The sequence below is a fragment of the Streptomyces sp. NPDC028314 genome (genome assembly GCF_055565795.1).
In genome coordinates this window covers 423,851-442,025 of the sequence record NZ_JBVHTP010000001.1, presented here as the reverse complement: position 1 = coordinate 442,025, position 18,175 = coordinate 423,851, and the positions used below count along the sequence as shown (strand labels likewise).

Here is an 18,175-nt window from a genome sequence, read left to right as displayed (position 1 = left end):
GTTCACGGGACTTGGGCAAACCTGTCACGGAATCGGAATCGGCTGGGACTCGCACTGGGCGGTGCGGGGCGAAACCCCGCACCCCCTGTGCGGGTCGTCCGATCCGGGCCCGCCGCACGCTGCTGCCCACGACCTCGAAGTTCAACCCGCTTTCGAGGAATTGCACTGCATCGGAACGCGGTGAGAGTCGGAGCGGCTGACGAGGTGAGCTCCGGTGTACAACGGTCGACGGGACGACTGGCAGCCTGGTGCCCGGATGATGGGGCGGGGCCGTGGGCGGCCGCGAGGCGGAGCGGAGGAGCAGGGGTGACTGGAACGGGCCCGTTCGTTGTGTTCGCGAACTTTCTCTCGGACCTGGCGGTGGACCTCAACGAGGGGCAGATCCTGACCCGATGGGCCCAGCAGGCGCCGCGGAAGGCGTGGCTGCTGCGGCCCGGGGACGTACTGGTCACGCCCGTGCCCCTGAGCAGAGAGTTCTTGCGCTACGTGTACGACCTGACGGGGGTGCCCCCGGAAACGGTGGCGGTCGTCGAGGTGCCCCCCGCCGGAGCCGTCCCGTTGGCGCGGGCGGTGCGCGAGGCCGGACTCGTCGAGCGTGTCAGGGAACTCGCCGGAGACCGGGGTGCCGCGCTGCTGCCGACGGCGCTGGACGCGTCAGCGATCGCGTTCGCCCGGGACGTCGGCCTCGCGGTCCATCCCTACCCCACGGTCGAGGCTGCCGAGGCCGCCTTGAAGATGACCATGCTGCTCAACACGAAGACCGGCTTCCGCGAGACGGCCGGGCAACTGGGCATGCGGCTGCCGACGGGACGCGTGTGCAGGCGCCCGGAGGTCGAAGCCGTGGCCCGTGAGCTCCTGCGGGACCACGAGCGCGTCGTGGTGAAGCCCGACCGTTCGGCGGGAGGGCACGGGATGCGCTTCGTGTCCCGTGAGGACCTGGGGGGCGGGGCGACCCTGGCGCTCGACACCGTCGGGGGACCCGAGGGCATGTGGGTGGTGGAGGAGTGCCTTGACGTGGCCGAATCGGTCAGCATCCAGCTGGAGGTCACCACCTCGGGGACGAACGCGCTCTTCAGCGGTGCGATGCGTACGGCTCAGGGCTCCTTCACGGGATACGTCTCCCCGCTGCCGGCGTCCTGCGCGCGCGTGGCCGACGAGCTGGAGGAGTGGGGGACGGCCCTGGGCCGTCACCTGGCCGACCACGGCTACGTCGGCCCCTTCGGGCTCGACGCGCTGGTGGACGCGGACGGCGTCGCGTACGCGAGTGAGAGCAACATCCGCCGTACGGCCACCACCACCCCCCACGCCATGGTCACCCGGCTGACCGCGGAATCGGCCAACGCGCACCCGGCATGGTCGGTGTCGAAGGGCTGGACACGCAGCCCCATGGGCTTCGAAGGAGCCCTTGCCCGGCTGCGTACATCGCGCCTCGCGTTCGATCCGGAGCGCGGCGAGGGCGTGGTCCTCTACGCGGACACGCCGCCCGACGGCCGATCCTGGCGGTACGCGCTGATCGCCCGGAGTACCGGGGACGTGGAGGAGCAGGAAGCCGCGTTGGCCGAGGTCTTCGGATTCGAGGCCGGCTGACCCTGATCGGGCCGCGGGTTTCCCGCGCCGGCCACGACGAAGCCGGTCCCGGCACCCAGTGAGGGTGCCGGGACCGGCTTCGTCGTGCGGGAGCGCTATCAGGCGGGGCGGCCGCCGAAGGGGGCGCCGGTGCCGTAGTACGTGCCCAGCTCCTCCCGGTAGCCGGCGTCGCCGAGGTGCTTGTCCCGGTGGAACTCGGGGGCGTCCTTGATCTGTTCCTTGGTGCGGTCGACGAAGACCTTCTTGTCCTCCGGGTCGATCCTGACGACCGTGCTCGCCGGCAGCAGGACCTCCTTGCCGAAGATCCAGACACCGGTGTCCACGACCAGGTAGGCGTCACCGACCTCGTCGGAGTGCTTGTCGACCTTGCCGATGCTCCCGTCGGTCGCCTCGACCTTGTAGCCGGTCAGGTCCGTACCGGCCAGGTGGCCCGAGGTCGGCTGGTAACTCCACACATGTTCAGTCACGCGAAAAACAACTCCTCCGGTCAATGGGGGAGGCAGAGAAAGGAATTCTCCACCGATCCTCCGTGTTCCGTACGTCGTGCGCGGCGGGTCATGCGTTCCGCCTTGGCTTCGCATGCCCCGAATTCACCGCTTCATACGCCCGAACCTTCATACGCCCGAATCGAATCCGGGACCAGGACGGTCGGCGACGGCCGCGCAGCGCCTCAACTGCGCTCTTGCCGCACCGCTACCAGCGGTACCAGCGGCCGCTACCGCCCTTCGGGCGGGCGACGAAACCGATCAGCCACAGGATCAGGACTGCGATAGCCACCCACCAGAGAATCTTCACCGCGAAACCCGCGCCGAAGAGGATCAGGGCCAGCAGAAGAACGAGAAGCAGGGGAACCATAGTTATCAACCTCCGAGGCATCATCTGCCCTACCGCATCCGGGACATGCATTCGATTCTTATTCGTTTTTTAGCCGGACGGCTGGGCAGAAGAGTTCGCCGGTATCCCGCGGTTGGGGAGACTGCCTTACGCCGCCTGGCCCGACCGGTCACTCGGAGGAGCGGTCTTCCGGGGTCTGCCAGGAGTCCTCGCGGCGCTGTGCGGCAGGGTTCTGCTCGGCTGGGGGTGCCTCCCGGCGCCTGCGCCGGCTCCCGTACCAGAAGGCACCGATCAGAAGGACGACCAGGACCACTCCGGCCGAGATGAGGAAGAGCGAGGCCTGGCCTTCGGCCGCGAGTGTTTCGATAGCAGTCATGCGCGGCGCATACCCGCGATTCACGGACCTATCAGACGCCGAACGGGTTATATCGGTTGGTGTGCGTGCGCGGTTCGGCGCCCCCGGCGGTCGGCCTCAGAGGTCGGCGGGGAAGCGGTCCCATGCGCGGTGCTCGCCCAGCGCCTGCGTCAGCTCCCGGACGATCGCCGTGCTGCTGTCGCCCGTGGCGATGCCCGGCTCAGTCGCTCCGATGCCGCACGTTTCGAGGAGGTGCTCGGCGCCGTTCCAGCCGCCGATGGCCTTCCCGTGGCGGTACGCCTCGGTGAGGAGCAGCAGGACGCGCGGGTCGGGGGCTTGCGGGGGCTGAGCGGTTCCGGCCTTGGCGTCGCGGGCGCCGTAGGCGTCTGCGCCCGCTTGGGGCTCCCCTGCCAGGAGGAGAGCGTCGAACTCGACGGACCGGGCGGTGGCGTAGGTCCGCTGGATGGCGATCGGGTCGCCGTCGGGGTCGAGGGCGCCGCCGGTCGGGGCGATGACGAGGGGCACCATGCCGGCGTCGAGGACGGCCTGCCGGGCGGTCCGTACGCCGTCCAGGTCGCAGGCGGCGTCGGCGATGACGCCGATGACGCGGCCGTCGGTCGGCCAGGTACCGCCCATCTGGGAGAGGGCGGGGCTGGGGTCGGCCGCGACGAGCGGCACGGTGGCCGCGGGGACCGGCAGCCCGAGGCCTGCGGCGACCTGCTCGCAGAGCTGCGGATCGATGTTGGCCAGCACCTTGAGGGTGCGTTCCTTGATGGCCTGCTCGTAGCACTTGTTCAGTTCGAAGGTGTAGGCGGCGATGATGTGTTCGCGTTCGGGCGGGGTCATGCTGAGCCAGAAGAGGCGCGGCTGGGTGAAGTGGTCCGAGAACGAGGCGGGCACCTCACGTACCTTGCTCGCCTCGGGGACGGTGACGGGCGTCTCGATGAAGGCGGCCGTATCGGCTCCGGCGAGGAAGGGGCAGCCTCCGTCGAGGCTGTTGGGCCGATAGGGGGCGACGCCCGTGTGGACGGCGCTCTGGTGCATGCCGTCCCGGAGCATGTCATTGACGGGTGCGTGCGGCCGGTTGACCGGGATCTGCCCGAAGTTCGGGCCGCCGAGCCGGCTGATCTGTGTGTCGAGGTAGGAGAAGAGCCGCCCCGCGAGCAGCGGGTCGTCGGTGACGTCGATGCCGGGCACCAGGTGGCCGGGGTGGAAGGCGACCTGCTCCGTCTCGGCGAAGTAGTTCTTCGTGTTCGCGTTCAAGGTCATCAGCCCGATGGGCTGGACCGGCGCGAGCTCCTCCGGGACGATCTTCGTCGGGTCGAGGAGGTCGATGCCCTCGAAGGTCTGCTCCGGGACGTCGGGGAAGACCTGGATGCCCAGCTCCCACTGGGGGAAGGCGCCGGATTCGATGGCGTCGAAGAGGTCGCGGCGGTGGAAGTCGGGGTCCATTCCGTTGATCAGCTGCGCTTCCTCCCAGACCAGGGAGTGCACGCCGAGTCTCGGCTTCCAGTGGAACTTCACCAGCACGCTCTCGTCGGCCGTGTTCACCAGCCGGAAGGTGTGGACTCCGAAGCCCTCCATCATCCGGAACGACCGGGGGATACCGCGGTCGGACATGTTCCAGAGGGTGTGGTGGGTGGCCTCGGTGTGCAGGGACACGAAGTCCCAGAACGTGTCGTGCGCGCTCTGCGCCTGCGGGATCTCCCGGTCCGGATGCGGCTTCGCGGCATGGATCACGTCGGGGAATTTGATCGCGTCCTGGATGAAGAACACCGGGATGTTGTTGCCGACCAGGTCGAAGGTGCCCTCTTCGGTGTAGAACTTCGTCGCGAAACCGCGGGTGTCGCGCACGGTGTCGGCCGAACCGCGCGAGCCGAGGACGGTGGAGAACCTGACGAACACGGGCGTCTCCACGTCCTTGGCGAGGAACGCCGCCTTGGACACCTCGCCCGCCGTGCCGTACCCCTGGAAGACGCCGTGGGCTGCGGCGCCCCGTGCGTGAACCACTCGCTCCGGGATCCGCTCGTGGTCGAAGTGTGTGATCTTCTCGCGCAGGTGGTGGTCCTGGAGGAGTACCGGCCCGCGCGCTCCGGCCTTGAGCGAATGATCGGTGTCCGGCAGACGCGTGCCCTGGGCGGTGGTCAGGTACGCGCCGCTCTGCGCCACGCGGGCCTGGTCCGCCCCGGTGGGCTGCCCGGTGGGGCTCACCGTCTCGGGGCCGTCCTGGTCCGGTTTCGGGGGCAGCGGTTCCCCCGGCTGCGTGGGCTCTGCCACGGGCGGGGGTACCGGGCCCGGCCGGCCCGGCAGCTCGTTCCTGGCGGCGTCTTCTGCCGGCTGCTGCTTCGTCATGGTCGTTCTCCTTATGGGCGCCGACGCGGTGATGGAGGCAGGTGGTGGAGGCTATGGCGATGCCTCGATGAGGCCCGCGGGCGTGCTCTCCTGACCGCGGATGGGGCCCGCGGGGAAGCGGGGGTTCATGTGTCCAGCTACCCGCGCACTCGCCTTTGATGACGTAATAGGGCCCCATTCATCCCATTTGGCCCAGTCGGCCGGCGTGTGTGTGGAGCGCGCTGTCGTCTCTGCGCCGCTATGGCCGATCAGTCCGGGCAGGATCTGCCTGTCCTCCTCGATCAGCGAAACGAAGGCCACTGGCGCGCTGAGGCTCTCGATGCAAGCCGGGCGAACCGGTCCATCCTGGTATCGGAGGCGGCCGTAAGGCCGGGCCCGAGCAATGCCCGCTGCTGGGGGCTGATCGGGTCCGCTTCGGATTCCCGGCGCTGGAGCCGACGCGACCGCTTCGGCGGACGGTGGGACGATGAGAAGACCAACGGCAGACGCGCCGGTACTGGTGCGCGTCCCTCCCAAGACAGACAGCAGGCCAGGCCATGACGAAGCAGCCGAAGCCGTCCCAGCCGAAGCACGGCAAGGGTCCGAGTCCCCACGAGGGCACCAAGCAGCACGGCTGGTCGCCGGATGTGGACGAGACCCGTCAGCAGGACAACCCGAGCGCCCACCGTTCCTTCCACCCGGACGAGTACGCCCCGGCCAAGGGCCCCGGCCGGACGGTTTCCAAAGAAGAGGCCGGAAACCCCCACGGCAAGCCGGTCAAGAGCCACGGCAGACGAGGCGAGGACCAGAGCAAGGGCTCCGGGGAGAAGGGCATGCACGACCTGGGCCCCCGCGGCCGCTCCCAACGGCCCAGCGGAACGAAGGACGCCTCCGCCACGACGGGAGTGGACCCTCAGGACCCGCCCGGCAAGCGCAGCGCAGGGTAGCGGCGTTTTACCCACCCCCGGCGGTGATGCCCCCGCGGTGATGCCGCGTCAGCCCAGCGCGCGGTCGAGGTTGAAGGCGGCGCTGATCAGCGAGAGGTGGGTGAAGGCCTGGGGGAAGTTGCCCAGCTGTTCACCGGTCGGGCCGATCTCCTCCGCGAAGAGGCCGAGGTGGTTCGCGTAGGTGAGCATCTTCTCGAAAGCCAGCCTGGCCTCCTCCAGCCGGCCGGCGCGGGCCAGCGCCTCCACGTACCAGAACGAGCAGATCGAGAAGGTGCCCTCGGGACCGTGCAGGCCGTCCGGGCTGGCGATCGGGTCGTAGCGGTACACCAGCGAGTCGGAGACCAGGTCCGCGGTGAGGGCGTCCAGGGTGGAGAGCCACTTGGGGTCGGTGGGCGAGATGAACTTGGCCATCGGCATCATCAGCAGCGAGGCGTCCAGCACGTGGTCGTCCAGCCCCTGGACGAACGCCCCCCGCTCGGCCGACCAGCCGCGCCGCATGATCTGCCGGTAGATCGCGTCCCGGGACTCCCGCCAGCGGGGCAGGTCCGCCGGCAGGCCGCGGTGGTTCGCCAAGCGCATCGCGCGCTCCAGCGCCACCCAGCACATCAGCCGCGAGTACACGAAGTTCCGCCGGCCCGCCCTCGTCTCCCACACCCCCTCGTCGGGCTGGTCCCAGTGCTCGCACAGCCAGTCCACCACGGCACCGACCTCGTCCCAGCGGTCACTGCTGATCGGCTGCCCCCACTTGTCGTAGAGGTAGATCGAGTCGATCAGCGCGCCGTAGATGTCCAGCTGGAGCTGGCCGGTGGCGGCGTTGCCCACCCGGACCGGCGCGGAGCCGAGGTATCCCTCCAGGTGCGGAAGCTGATATTCGGGCAGCTCGGTACGCCCGTCGATGCCGTACATGATCTGCAACGGACCGGTCTCCCCCATGCCCCGCAGGATGCCCCGCTCGGAGATGAACCCCATGAACGCCTCGGCCTCCGAGGTGAACCCCAGGCGCAGCATCGCGTACACGCAGAAGGCGGCGTCGCGGACCCAGACATAGCGGTAGTCCCAGTTGCGTTCGCCGCCGATCTGCTCGGGCAGGCTGGTGGTGGGTGCGGCGACGATCGCACCGGTCGGCGCGTAGGTGAGCAGCTTCAGCACCAGCGCGGAGCGGTTCACCATCTCCCGCCACCGCCCGTGGTAGCGCGAGCCGGCCAGCCAGTGGCGCCAGAACCGGACGGTCGCGTCGGCCTGTTCCTGCGCCTCGGCACGCGGGCACGACCGGGGCGGCACGCCGTCGCCGATCTGGTCGAGGGCGAACACGTGGGACTCGCCCTCAAGGAGCTTGAAGTGCGACCACACGTCCGGGCCGTCGGCTTCCAGGGGCGCGGTGGCGGTCAGCGCGAGCGTCAGTGACGGGGAGCGGAACACCGCCGTGTGGCCTTCGAGGTGCGTGGTGTGCGCTTCGGCGCCGTAGCCGAAGCGGGGAGCGATCCGCGCCTTGAAGGGGAGGGTTCCGCGGACGCAGATCACCCGCCGGATCAGCCGGTGCCGCGACGCCTCGCGCGACTCGTCGACCACGGGCATGAAGTCCTGGATCTCCGCCACCCCGTCCGCGGCGAAGAACCGTGTGATCAGCACGTTCGTGTCGGGGAAGTAGAACTGCCTGGTGCGGGTCGGGACCTCGGCGGCCAACTCGAACGACCCGCCCCGGTCGGCGTCGAGGATGGACCCGAAGACGCTGGGCGCGTCGAAGCGCGGGCAGCAGTACCAGTCGATGGTGCCGTTCGTGCCGACCAGGGCGGTCGTACGAAGATCGCCGATCAGGCCGTGATCGGAGATCGGGATGTAGCGGCGGCCGTCCGCCTGCTCGAAACCAGTCGCGTCGAACGCCATACCGGCCTCCTGCCGCTGCGGCCCGGGCCTGGAGATGAAGCCTCGCTCTCATGCTAGACCGCTATGTGAGGCGAGGCTCTGACGGAGCCGCGCGGACAGGACTCGGCGGACTGAGGGCGAGCAGCACCCGGCGGATCCTGCCTCGCGGCGTCGGGCTTGCAAAGCGGACTGATGGTCCGTATGTTCAGGGATACGGACCGACGGTCCGTTTGTTGGGCGGGTGCCCGTCGCGAGGCGCCGCGCCGCCCACTTCGCGTGACGGCGTGCCGCAATCCGGCGGGCCGGAACCGCTGCACCTTCGAGCAGGACGGAAACCCTGACCATGACGATCCCCACTCCGGCCGCGGAGCTCTACCGCCACGGCCTGCGGCTGCTGCTGGAGAAGGACATACCCGCCTGGGTGGACCTGTGGGACGAGAGCGGCGTCCTGGAGTTCCCCTTCGCTCCTCCGGGGTGGCCCGAGCGGCTGGAGGGTCGCCAGGCCATCGCCGACTACATGTGCCACTACCCCGACCACATCGACCTCCACGACTTCCCCGACGTGAAGATCCATCAGACGGCCGCCCCGGAGACGATCGTGGTCGAGATGCGGGGGACCGGTCGCCTGGTGGAGACCGACGCCCCCTTCGACATGACGTACATCGCCGTGGTCACGGTCAAGGACGGGCACATCGCCTCCTACCGCGACTACTGGAACCCCCTCGCCGTTCAGCAGCCCGGCGCCGACTTCGCAGGAGCGGGCCGATGAGTGACCCGAGTGCACTCGACGCCACCCTGGTCATCGGGGCCACCGGCACCACCGGCCGCCGTGTCGCCGCCGGGCTGATCGCCGAGGGACACCACGTCAAGGCGGCCGGCCGGAGCGCCTCCCCGGTGGATGGTGCGCAGGCGGTCCGCTTCGACTGGCACGAGCCCGCGACCTGGGGCGGTGCCCTGGTCGGCGTCGAGAGCATCTACCTCGTCCCGCCCGTCGGCTCGTCGGACCCGGCCGCGGTCATGCTGCCCTTCCTCCGCGAGGCCCGTGCGGCGGGCGCGCGCCGGGCGGTGCTGCTCAGCTCATCGGCGATACCCGCGGGCGGTCCCGCGGTGGGACAGGTGCATCAAGCCCTGCCCGGTCTGTTCGAGCAGTGGGCGGTTCTGCGGCCCTCCTGGTTCATGCAGAACTTCACCGGAGCCGCCCCGCACGCGCGCACCATCCGTGAGGACGGCGCCATCCGGACGGCCGCGGGAGACGGCCGCGTCGGGTTCGTAGACGCCGAGGACATCGCCGCCGTCGCCGTACGCGCACTGATCGACGCGCAGGCCCCCGATACCGACCTGATCCTGACCGGGCCGCGGGCGCTGAGCTATGACGAGGTCGCCGCGATCATCACCGAGGGCACCGGCCGGTCCGTCGTGCACCGGCGTCTGACCTTCGAGCAGCTGCGCGACCGCTGGGCGGCCGAGATACCGCTGGAGTTCGCCACCATGCTGGCCGGTATGGACCGGGCCATCGCCGACGGCGCCGAGGACCGCACCTCGGACACCGTCGAGCGCCTCACCGGTCGCCCCGCGGGCACCTTCCGCGGCTTCGTCGAAAGGGAGATGGCGTAAGACGGCTGGCGTCCCGGCTCGCGGTAGCGCGTATCTTCGACTGACCGACGATGCGAAGTCTCCGGACACCACAAGCCGTTCCGGGGCCCCCGAACGGGCCGGAGACCAAGGAGGACCCGTGGCCCCGCGCACAGAGCGCGCAGATGCCCTGCGCAACCGAGAAGCCGTACTGGCTGCCGCCGACGCCCTCTTCGCCGCGAGCAGCAGCCCCCAGGGCGTGTCGATGGACGAGATCGCCGCGGCCGCGGGGGTGGGCAAGGGAACCCTCTTCCGGCGCTTCGGTGACCGAGCCGGCCTGATCGGCGCCGTGATCGCCTCCCGGCTGGAACCCCTGCAGCAAGCCGTGCGGGAGGCGCAGGAGGCACCCGGATCATCCCCCCGGCAGCGGGTGCTGGACCTCCTCGACGCGTCACTGCGCTTCAAGATCGACAACCGGAACCTGATGTCGGCGGCGGAGGACGCGGGGCTCAGCAGCCCCTACCAGGCCGAGCACTACGGCTGGTGGCACGACATCCTGCGCGCGGCACTGGAGCAGGTCCCCGGCGTCCTCGACGCGGCTTTCATCGCGCACGCCCTGCTGGCCGCCATCCGCGCCGACCTCGTGGCGCACCTGATCGACGATCAGAAGATGACGCCCGAGGGTCTGCGGTCCTCGCTCGCGGCCTACGTCGACCACGTCCTCGGCACCGCGTGATGGTCGCCCCGGGCACGATGAGCCTCATGCGGCAGATGTCGCCCACATGACGCACGGCACACCCGGACGGTCGAACTTCCGCTCCGTCCCCGCATCTTGTCGGTGTCAACGATCCACCTTCACGATCGGGAGCACTGATGGTGCCACCTTCTTACGCGGGGGACAGCGCGGTGTTCGACTCCGGCGAACCGCTGGTCGGGCGTACGGCGGACCTGGACCGGATCGACGTCTTCCAATCGGCGTTCGCCTCCCGCATCACCGGTCTGCCCGCCGCCACGCGGTACCTGCTGCTGCTCGCCGCGTTGGACGGCACCGGCGACCTCCAAGTGCTGCGGCGCGCCACCGCCGGGCGGTGCAGTCTCAAACACCTGGGGTCGGCCGAGCGTGCCCAGCTGGCCCGCGTCGACGAACCGAACGGGGTGCGGTCCCGGCATCCGCTGACGCGGGCCGCCGTGGTGGAGCTGTCGACCAGCGATCAGCGCCGCAGCGCCCACCGTGCGCTGGCCCGCGCCTGGCAGGAGATCCCGGAGCGCCAGGCGTGGCATGCGGCTCAGGCCGCGGAAGCCCCGGACGAACAGGTCGCCCGGCTGCTGGAACGGGCCGCCGCGGTGATCGGCCGCCGCGGCGACGGGCCGGCCGCGGTGGCCGCACTGCTGCGCGCCGCCGAACTGACCCCGCCGGGTCCGCAACGGGCCCGGAGGCTCGCCGAGGCGGCCTACACCGGCGCGAACATCACCGGTGACCTGCGGGACGTACCGCACCTGCTGGACGACGCGCGCCGCACGGCCCCCGGCGAGGGGTCACTGGCCATGGCGGTGGCCGGGGCTGCGTACCTGCTGAACGGCTCCGGCTGGCAGGGGGTCTACGACGCCCTCAAGGCCGACGGCTACGACGTGGCCATCGTGCAGAACCCCACGCTCTCGCTGGAAGGCGACGTGGCCGCCACTCAGCAGGTGATCGACGGGATGCCGGGACCGGTGACCCTGGTCGGCCACTCCTACGGCGGAGTCGTGATCACCGAGGCCGGCAACCACCCCAAGGTGACCTCGCTCGTGTACATCGCCGCGTTCGCCCCCGACAAGGGCGAGTCGGTGAGCACCCTGATCGCCGACCCCCCGCCGGGAGCCCCGGTACCGCCGATCCTGCCTCCGAACCAGGGGTTCCTGTTCCTGGACCGCGAGGAGTTCGCCGACGCCTTCGCCGGCGACCTGCCCCCCGCCCAGGCCCGGTTCATGGCGGACTCGCAGGTTCCCTGGGGCGTTGACGCCCTGGGCGGCGCGGTGTCCCAGCCCGCCTGGCGGACCAAGCGGGCCTGGTACCTGATCGCCACCGACGACCGCATGATCCCGCCCCCGGCCCAGCACGCGATGTCCGAGCGGATCGGAGCCCAGACCGTCGAAGTGGCGGGCAGCCACTCCGTGTACGTCTCCCAGCCCGACGCCGTCGCCGACCTGATCAGGCAGGCAGCCCGCGCCTGACCGCGGCGACACGCCCCTCGGCGTGCCCGCCGATCGACCCGCAACCCCCGGTCGGCGGCCGCCGAGTCCGGCCTTCCTCTTCGGCCTACTTGGATTCGACCCGGCCGAGCGGGTCGGGTCCGGCCGTCAGCGCGTCACTCACCGCCTGCCAGGCGCCGTCTCCGGGGTAGAGCTCGGTGCGGAGGTAGGCCCAGGTCAGCCGCTGGACCGCGGACACCCGCCCGGGGCTCTCGTCCGTGGTCTCGGCGACGTCATAACCGGAGATCCCGCCGAGTCCGTGCTCTGCGTCGAACAGGGTGAGCAGGGACTTGGGGCCCGGCGAGAGGACGTACGGATCGGTGTGCCAGTCCGGCCCCCGGACCGTCAGGTGGGCCGAGGCGTCCTTGTCGCCGGCGACCACGAGCGTGGGCGTCGTCATCCCGGAGAAGTCCGTGGCCGAGAAGAAGGGGTAGTTCTCCGCCACGAACTCGGTGAGCGCGTCGCCACCCCTGCCGGGCGCGGCAAGGAGTACACCCGCTTTGATCCGGGGTTCGGTCAGGTCCACTTCCGTTCCGTCGTACGGATCGGTGAGGCGTGCGCCGAGGAGCAGGCTGGCGGTGTGCCCGCCCATCGAGTGCCCGGCTACGGCGACCTTGCTCCGGTCCAGGCGTCCTGGAAGCTGTGGGACGCAGGCCTCGATCACGTCGAGCTGGTCGAGGATGCGCACCATGTCCTCCACCCGCGATCGCCAGTACAGAGGGGCTCCGGGGGTGTCGGGATCCAGGCGCAGTGTCGTCGAGCTCAGATGGGTGGGCTGGATCACGACGAACCCGTGCGCCGCCCAGAAGTTGGCGAGTGGTGCGTAGCCGTTCAGCGAGGAGAGGTGGTTCGAGTATCCCTGGCCGTGCGACAGGAGGATGACCGGCAGCTCGCTCCCGGTCACGGGCGCGGAGACGCGCACCTCAAGGTCCACGGCTCGGCCGGGAGCCGGAAGTACCACCGGGCTGACCGAGAGGACGGGGGTGGGCGAGCTGAGCGCTGCGGCTGTGCGAGTCGGTTCACTCATGATGCGTTTTCCCTTCCATGGCCTCTGCCACCGGTCTCGTTCGATGGGTGGGACGAGGCGGCAAGGCGCGTCGCGCTTCGGCTAGACTGAAAGCGGAGCGTTGTTCCGTTTAATATACGGAGCGCTGTTCCGTTTCGTCAACGGCGTCGGGAGGAGAGCGTGGTGCCCACTGCACATCAGGCCGGGGAGGAGCCGGCCCGGAGCAAACGGGCCGACGCGCGCCGCAACCAGCAGGTGCTGCTCGACGCCGCCGCCGCTGTGTTCGTCACGTCGGGCGTCGACGCGCCGATCCGTGAGATCGCGGCCAGGGCAGGCGTCGGGATGGGGACGATCTACCGGCACTTCCCGACGAGGGCGGATCTCGTCGTCGCCGTCTACCGCCACCAGGTCGAGGCGTGCGCCGAGGCCGGCCCGAGCCTGCTGGCCGGCGCCGACTCCCCGTTCGCAGCCCTCCGTCAGTGGGTCGACCTCTTCGTCGACTTCCTGGTCACGAAGCACGGACTCGCCAACGCGCTGCAATCGGACAGCAGCGGCTTCGACGCGCTGCACGCCTACTTCCTCGACCGCCTGGTGCCCGTCTGCGCGCAGTTGCTCGACGCCGCGGCCGGCGCCGGCGAAATCAGGCCCGGTACGCAGGCCTACGAGCTGATGCGCGGCATCGGCAACCTCTGCATCGGGCGTGACGGCGATCCCCGCTACGACCCGCGCCGCTTGGTCGAACTGCTGCTGCGGGGATTGGGGTCCCGGTAGTCAGGAACGGCGCGCGCTGGGTGACGGCAGCGCTGCCGAACTCCTCGTACCCGGCCACCACATCACCCGGATCGGTCAGCGGTACAGCACGACGAGGGAGGCGAGGAGGAGCGCAGCCGAGGCTGCGAGTCCCGGGATCCGGTAGCGGTCCCACGCGGCCAGCGCGAGGGAGCATGACCACGCTCCACCCGCGATGGTGGCGGCCCACCAGCCGGCGGTCGTCTGCGCGGCGACGAGGGGAAGCGGCGCCAGCACGATCGTCGGCAGGATGACCGCGATCCGGGGCTCGATGTCCAGGCGCTTGTAGACGGTCATCAGGATGATCAGGGCGGTCGTCAGGGCGAGGGGGATGGCCGCCCAGTCCCACCAGGTCCAGCAGAGTCCGTCCGTCTTCTCGCAGGCCTGGTCGCTGCGATGCTTGACCCAGGAGAAGAAGAGCACGGCGCCGAAGGCCAGAACCGCACCGGTGGCAGCCGCTCCGACCGCTCTCGGTACGACGGGCCGTGGCTCTGCGTGTGGGGTGTTCATGGCTGCAGTCTTCCCTCATGGATGGCCGGGGGCCTGAGTACATGTACTCAGGCCCCCGGGTCAGTTACCCGTCACTTTCCCTGAAGCGTCTGTTCCAGGGTGTCCGCGTAGATACGAGCCCCTGCGGGCTTGGGGTGGAAGGATTGCATGGACGGGTTCGGAAGGTCGGCGTCCGCCTGTTCCCGACCGGACACCACGATGCCGTGAATGGTCTCGGGGTTACCGCAGATGGCCTTGGTGTCGAAGTTCTTCCGCGGGTCGGAGAAGACCGCCCACGCTCCGGAGTCCTGAGCGGCCCCCTTCATCTCGGTCGCGAGACCGTCGGCCACCGTGCGGATCCATTCGGCCTCACCGTCCTCGTAGGCACCGGGAAGACAGCCGTGATCCTTCTCCACCAGCCGCGGGTAGCCCATGAGGACGACCTTCGCGTTCGGCGCCTTGGCGTGGATGGCGTTCAGTGTCTTGACGATCTGCGGCCGTACCGAGTCGTGCAGCCACTTCGGCGCCCAGTCCCTCAAGGCACCCGTCGAACCGCCTGTCTTGGCACCGGTGGCGGGATCGATGTTCTCCAGCTCCGCGGCCGGGCACGTGGACAGAGCCGGGATCGGGATGTCGATGCACTTCTTCATGATGTCGGTGAAGCGCGCGTCGTTGCCGCCGACGCTGAGTGTCACCAGGCTGGTGTTCTGGTCCAGGTAACCGGCGTTGATCTGTGCGACCTCGCTGGACTGGCCGTTGGAGAGGATGTTGTAGGTGCGCGCTCCGGAGCACGCCACGAAGTGGTAGTCCATCTGCGCGTCGAGGCTGTCGGCCATGGCTCCGATCGAGCTGGAGGCGCCCGGAAGCTTCGCCTGCCGCGACCACGCCAGCTTGGAACGGTGGCACTTGTCGGTGCCCTTGTCGTTCAGCTTGTCGAAGCGGTCGGTCTCCGGGAACAGGTCCGCGCCGCCCGGCGCTGTGGCTCCTTCACCCGAGGAGTAGGAGTCGCCCATCGCGGTGACGGAGTTGGCCGGCTTGCCCGCGAGGGGCTGGAAGGCGACCGCACCCCAGGCGATGTCCTCGTCGGCCCTGCCGTCCGACGTCGTGTTCGACAGCTGGACCTGCGGAGTGCCGGTGAAGTGGAACACGCCGAGGCTGACCCAGCCGCCGGCCCGCTGGAGCACGACCCGCTGCTTGCTGGTGCTGTCCGAGCCCTGGACGGTGTAGGTGGCCTGCCGGGTCTGGGCGCCGGTGTCGGGGAGATGGACCAGGACGCGGGCCCAGTTGAGGTTCTGGCCGAGGGTCCATGTGCCGTTGATGGTCATGTATCCGCCGGCGCCGCCGAAGTGTTCCTCGTCGCGGGTATGGGTGTACCAGTAGTGCCCGCCGTAGCCGCCGCCCACCTGGTGCAGGTCCGCCTTCGCCTGGTAGCGGCCCTCCGTGCCGGGGTTGAAGCCGAACTGGAAGCTGCCCGCCGAGGAGACCGGGCCGCAGTCACTCCATGTTTCGGTGCCGCTGGGGACGGAGGCGACGACCTTCGATCCGGACGGTGCCCCGCTGCAGACCGGTGTGCCGGTCTTCAGGCGCGTCCCGCGTCCCGGCTCCGAAACCAGCGTCTGGTACTTGATGGACTCGTGGCCGCAGGAGGTGGCGCAGTTCGCCTTCCACGTGGTGTTGGGCTGGTTCCACCAGTACTGCGCGTAGCACTCCGCATCCGGGCAGTTGGGCGGGGTGTTGGGGTTGCAGTTGTTCTTGCTGTTGCAGAAGGTGTCGAGAGGCGGGGAGACGGACGCGCGGTCGGCGATCGTGGTCCACCACGCGGGCCGGAATCCGGCCGAGGAGAACCCGGACTCGCCGGGCCAGTCCTGACGGCCCGAGGTGGCGTAGGAGAAGCCGGTGTCGACGGACCACGCGGCCCAGCCCATCACCTTCGCCTCGTACGGCCAGTCCTGCGGGTGCGCCGCGTCCTTGTTCGCCTCCGCACCGTCCACGTCCGTGTTCATGAACGGGTGGCCCCAGCTCTTCTTGTAGAGCGGGTTGGCCGGGTTGTTGTACCAGCCGAGGCCCCAGTGTCCGCCGTGCTTCGATGCCTCCGACGGCGGGTTGAAGCCGAGGTTGTAGTTCCACACGGCGGTGAACCAGTTCTCCACCAGGGAGGGGTCGTCGTTGTTGACGGTGACCTTCTGGCCCTCCTTGTGAACCTCGTTCCACTTGTCGGCGAGGATCTTCATGGAGGCGGCGATGTTCGACGCGTAGTCGACCGCGACGAGCTTCTGCAGGGCCGGGGACAGGCTGGTCTCGTTGTCCTTCTCGTGGCCGGCCATGCGCATGCCGTCCGTGACCTGGCCGACGCCGTAGCCGCAGTCGGACTTGTCCCAGTTGATCTGCCAGTAGGCGGCAGGGTTATTGGGGTCGGCCTTGTGGCCGTAGTAGCCGTCCACGGCGGCCAGCGGGCTGCCCATCTGGCCGGGGATCGCACCCGACTCGGCCTGCCACAGGTTCGACTCCTGGGCCATGATGCCCAGGAGCACGTTGGCGGGGATCTTGCCCCCGCCGTTCAGCGCCGGCGGGGGGAACAGGCCCTGCGGGTCGACGGTGACCAGGCCCGCCTGGTTGCGGTAGCCGCCCTGCCGGATGTAGTTGGAGCGCAGGTTGCCGCGTACGGCCATGTCGACGGCCCACTCGACCTGGTTCGAGGTCGGCTGCAGCGCCTGCACCTTGACGTCGTTGCGGGAGACGGCGCACCAACGGTCGCCGTCCGTCGGATCGTTCGACAACGCGGCCGGGGCCGCGGCGGCACTGCGCTTGGCCTGGGGCTGCGTCTCGGAGGCGGCACCGAGGGTCGGAGACGTCTTGCTCCCCGAGCCGTCGGCGGCTTCCTGCTGCACGCTCTGCTTGAGCTTCGTCCCGGTGGCCGTGGCGGTGCTCGTGACCGTCACCGGCTCGTTGCCGGCGGTGGCCGCGGCGGCCTGCGGAGCGGGCTCCTCGGTCTTGGTGAAGTCCTTGCCCGCGTTCTTGACGCGGTTCAGGCCGGCACGGACGCCGGGGGTCAGGACCGGCTCGACGGCCAGCCGGCCGTGGGAGGACACGTCGGTGTCGGCCGGGGCGTTGACGTGGGTGACACCGGTTCCCGCCGTGGCAGGGGTATTCGTGGGGTGGCCGGTGAGGAAGACCCTGCCCGCCTCGCCCTGCATGAGGTCGAGGTCGCCGAGCTTGCCCGAGGCGATGGGGGCCGGGTTGCCGTTCCCGGTGAACAGCTTGGCGTTCACCGTGGAGTCGCCCTTGCGGTCGACGAAGGCGATCTTCCCGTCGGCGGCGGGCCGGATGTCGAACGGGACGCTGTCCGCGTCGGCGAGGTTCTTCACCGTGCCGGAGCCGTCGAGGTGGACCAGGCGGCTGCCGAGTGCGGCGACCGTGCCGCCGTCCTGCACCGGGACCGCGCTGGTGATCTCACCCTTCGCCGCGGCCGTGCTCGTGGTCTTCCCCGCGGTGTCCACGGTGAGCACGCGCGTATGCGTCAACTCCGGGTCGTTCATGTCCCGGAAGGCGGTGAACGCGGCCGTGTGCGTCGTCGTGTTGCAGGACGGGTCGAAGTAGGCCAGCGACGCGGTGAACGGCAGCTTCGTCACCTGCCCCGTCGCCAGGTTGACGATGGCGGTGAACGCACCGCCCTGCATCAGGTCCGGCTTGTTCGTGAAGCTGCGGGGCGCGTAGACGACGGCGGCGTGCTCGCGGTCCATCACGCACTGGTTGCCGATCCACGAGTCCGCGGGCAGTGCCGGTTCGGACAGGGTGGCCACGGTCTTCCACGCGTACGCCTGGCTGCTGTCGGCGACGAGGATGCGCAGGCCGTCGGCGTCGGCGGCGGCGGTCACCGCGCGGTCGGGGCTGGTGTTCCAGTCGTTGCCGAGCTTCTTGCCCGGATCCTCGACCAGGGCAGGAGCCGCCGGTGGTGCGCTGGGTCCGGGGATCGGGGCCGGCGCGGCGATGGCGGGTGTGGCCTGGAGCAGTCCGCCGGTCAGGGCGGCGCAGACCACAACGGCGGCCAGGGGTATGCGTGTTCGTCTTCTGACTATCAAGAGAGAGTTTCCCCGATTTTCGTTGAGTCGTTTTCCCGTGCCCGGTTGGGGCACGGCTCGGCCCGCCCACCCCGGTCGGAAGAACCCGACG

General features: G+C 69.9%; 15 protein-coding genes. 7 read left to right on the top strand and 8 right to left on the bottom strand.

The genetic code is table 11. The annotated features are described in order from the left end of the window. Positions 1-306: 306 nt before the first annotated feature. Entirely contained in the window at positions 307-1,587 is a 1,281-nt protein-coding gene (locus tag ACZ4TG_RS02035) for a preATP grasp domain-containing protein (protein WP_468159373.1), read from the top strand. Between the two features lie 98 nt (positions 1,588-1,685). Here the strand turns inward: ACZ4TG_RS02035 and ACZ4TG_RS02030 are convergent, their stop codons facing one another. The 4 genes from ACZ4TG_RS02030 to ACZ4TG_RS02015 all read right to left on the bottom strand — a co-directional run bounded on the left by ACZ4TG_RS02030 (position 1,686) and on the right by ACZ4TG_RS02015 (position 5,128). Next, on the bottom strand, positions 1,686-2,054 hold the full coding sequence (locus ACZ4TG_RS02030) for a PRC-barrel domain-containing protein (RefSeq protein ID WP_037896291.1): 369 nt from the start codon (positions 2,052-2,054) through the stop codon (positions 1,686-1,688). A 226-nt stretch (positions 2,055-2,280) separates the two neighbouring features. Then, positions 2,281-2,466 (bottom strand): hydrophobic protein, encoded by a 186-nt coding sequence (locus ACZ4TG_RS02025; RefSeq protein WP_468159771.1) that lies wholly within the window; start codon positions 2,464-2,466, stop codon positions 2,281-2,283. A gap of 124 nt (positions 2,467-2,590) precedes the next feature. Continuing rightward, entirely contained in the window at positions 2,591-2,797 is a 207-nt protein-coding gene (locus ACZ4TG_RS02020; protein WP_468159372.1) for a DUF6479 family protein, read from the bottom strand. A 96-nt stretch (positions 2,798-2,893) separates the two neighbouring features. Beyond that, on the bottom strand, positions 2,894-5,128 hold the full coding sequence (locus tag ACZ4TG_RS02015) for a catalase (RefSeq protein ID WP_468159371.1): 2,235 nt from the start codon (positions 5,126-5,128) through the stop codon (positions 2,894-2,896). Between the two features lie 536 nt (positions 5,129-5,664). On the opposite strand from ACZ4TG_RS02015, the gene ACZ4TG_RS02010 reads away from it, so the two are divergent. After that, positions 5,665-6,054 (top strand): hypothetical protein, encoded by a 390-nt coding sequence (locus tag ACZ4TG_RS02010; RefSeq protein ID WP_468159370.1) that lies wholly within the window; start codon positions 5,665-5,667, stop codon positions 6,052-6,054. Positions 6,055-6,102: 48 nt separating this feature from the next. On the opposite strand, the gene ACZ4TG_RS02005 is transcribed toward ACZ4TG_RS02010, so the two are convergent. Continuing rightward, positions 6,103-7,938, bottom strand: a complete 1,836-nt coding sequence (locus tag ACZ4TG_RS02005; protein ID WP_468159369.1) for a glycoside hydrolase family 15 protein — start codon at positions 7,936-7,938, stop codon at positions 6,103-6,105. Positions 7,939-8,260: 322 nt separating this feature from the next. On the opposite strand from ACZ4TG_RS02005, the gene ACZ4TG_RS02000 reads away from it, so the two are divergent. The 4 genes from ACZ4TG_RS02000 to ACZ4TG_RS01985 all read left to right on the top strand — a co-directional run bounded on the left by ACZ4TG_RS02000 (position 8,261) and on the right by ACZ4TG_RS01985 (position 11,703). Further along, positions 8,261-8,686: a nuclear transport factor 2 family protein gene (locus ACZ4TG_RS02000; protein WP_468159368.1), complete on the top strand. Its 426-nt coding sequence runs from the start codon at positions 8,261-8,263 to the stop codon at positions 8,684-8,686. After that, positions 8,683-9,531 (top strand): NmrA family NAD(P)-binding protein, encoded by an 849-nt coding sequence (locus tag ACZ4TG_RS01995; protein ID WP_468159367.1) that lies wholly within the window; start codon positions 8,683-8,685, stop codon positions 9,529-9,531. Before ACZ4TG_RS02000 ends, ACZ4TG_RS01995 begins: the two co-directional genes overlap by 4 nt. A 118-nt stretch (positions 9,532-9,649) precedes the next feature. Then, positions 9,650-10,225, top strand: coding sequence for a TetR/AcrR family transcriptional regulator (locus ACZ4TG_RS01990; protein WP_468159366.1), 576 nt, complete (start codon positions 9,650-9,652; stop codon positions 10,223-10,225). A 137-nt stretch (positions 10,226-10,362) separates the two neighbouring features. Then, positions 10,363-11,703, top strand: coding sequence for an alpha/beta fold hydrolase (locus ACZ4TG_RS01985; protein WP_468159365.1), 1,341 nt, complete (start codon positions 10,363-10,365; stop codon positions 11,701-11,703). Positions 11,704-11,788: 85 nt separating this feature from the next. On the opposite strand, the gene ACZ4TG_RS01980 is transcribed toward ACZ4TG_RS01985, so the two are convergent. After that, the gene (locus ACZ4TG_RS01980) at positions 11,789-12,748 is read right to left on the bottom strand and encodes an alpha/beta hydrolase family protein (RefSeq protein ID WP_468159364.1); all 960 of its coding nucleotides are present in this window, start codon (positions 12,746-12,748) and stop codon (positions 11,789-11,791) included. 162 nt (positions 12,749-12,910) lie between these two features. Here ACZ4TG_RS01980 and ACZ4TG_RS01975 point away from each other — a divergent pair, with 162 nt between their 5' ends. After that, the gene (locus ACZ4TG_RS01975; RefSeq protein WP_468159363.1) at positions 12,911-13,498 is read left to right on the top strand and encodes a TetR/AcrR family transcriptional regulator; all 588 of its coding nucleotides are present in this window, start codon (positions 12,911-12,913) and stop codon (positions 13,496-13,498) included. A 75-nt stretch (positions 13,499-13,573) separates the two neighbouring features. On the opposite strand, the gene ACZ4TG_RS01970 is transcribed toward ACZ4TG_RS01975, so the two are convergent. Both ACZ4TG_RS01970 and ACZ4TG_RS01965 read right to left on the bottom strand, forming a co-directional pair. Then, positions 13,574-14,026, bottom strand: a complete 453-nt coding sequence (locus ACZ4TG_RS01970; protein WP_468159362.1) for a hypothetical protein — start codon at positions 14,024-14,026, stop codon at positions 13,574-13,576. Positions 14,027-14,097: 71 nt separating this feature from the next. Next, positions 14,098-18,084, bottom strand: a complete 3,987-nt coding sequence (locus tag ACZ4TG_RS01965; RefSeq protein WP_468159361.1) for an SGNH/GDSL hydrolase family protein — start codon at positions 18,082-18,084, stop codon at positions 14,098-14,100. Positions 18,085-18,175 lie beyond the last annotated feature (91 nt).

Bases quoted from the DNA above. Each gene is read 5' to 3' on its own strand.
- ACZ4TG_RS01995 (WP_468159367.1), top strand. From the start codon at position 8,683: ATGAGTGACCCGAGTGCACTCGACGCCACCCTGGTCATCGGGGCCACC.
- ACZ4TG_RS02020 (WP_468159372.1), bottom strand. From the start codon at position 2,797: ATGACTGCTATCGAAACACTCGCGGCCGAAGGCCAGGCCTCGCTCTTC.
- ACZ4TG_RS01980 (WP_468159364.1), bottom strand. From the start codon at position 12,748: ATGAGTGAACCGACTCGCACAGCCGCAGCGCTCAGCTCGCCCACCCCC.
- ACZ4TG_RS01985 (WP_468159365.1), top strand. From the start codon at position 10,363: ATGGTGCCACCTTCTTACGCGGGGGACAGCGCGGTGTTCGACTCCGGC.
- ACZ4TG_RS02005 (WP_468159369.1), bottom strand. From the start codon at position 7,938: ATGGCGTTCGACGCGACTGGTTTCGAGCAGGCGGACGGCCGCCGCTAC.
- ACZ4TG_RS02015 (WP_468159371.1), bottom strand. From the start codon at position 5,128: ATGACGAAGCAGCAGCCGGCAGAAGACGCCGCCAGGAACGAGCTGCCG.
- ACZ4TG_RS01970 (WP_468159362.1), bottom strand. From the start codon at position 14,026: ATGAACACCCCACACGCAGAGCCACGGCCCGTCGTACCGAGAGCGGTC.
- ACZ4TG_RS02000 (WP_468159368.1), top strand. From the start codon at position 8,261: ATGACGATCCCCACTCCGGCCGCGGAGCTCTACCGCCACGGCCTGCGG.
- ACZ4TG_RS02025 (WP_468159771.1), bottom strand. From the start codon at position 2,466: ATGATGCCTCGGAGGTTGATAACTATGGTTCCCCTGCTTCTCGTTCTT.
- ACZ4TG_RS02010 (WP_468159370.1), top strand. From the start codon at position 5,665: ATGACGAAGCAGCCGAAGCCGTCCCAGCCGAAGCACGGCAAGGGTCCG.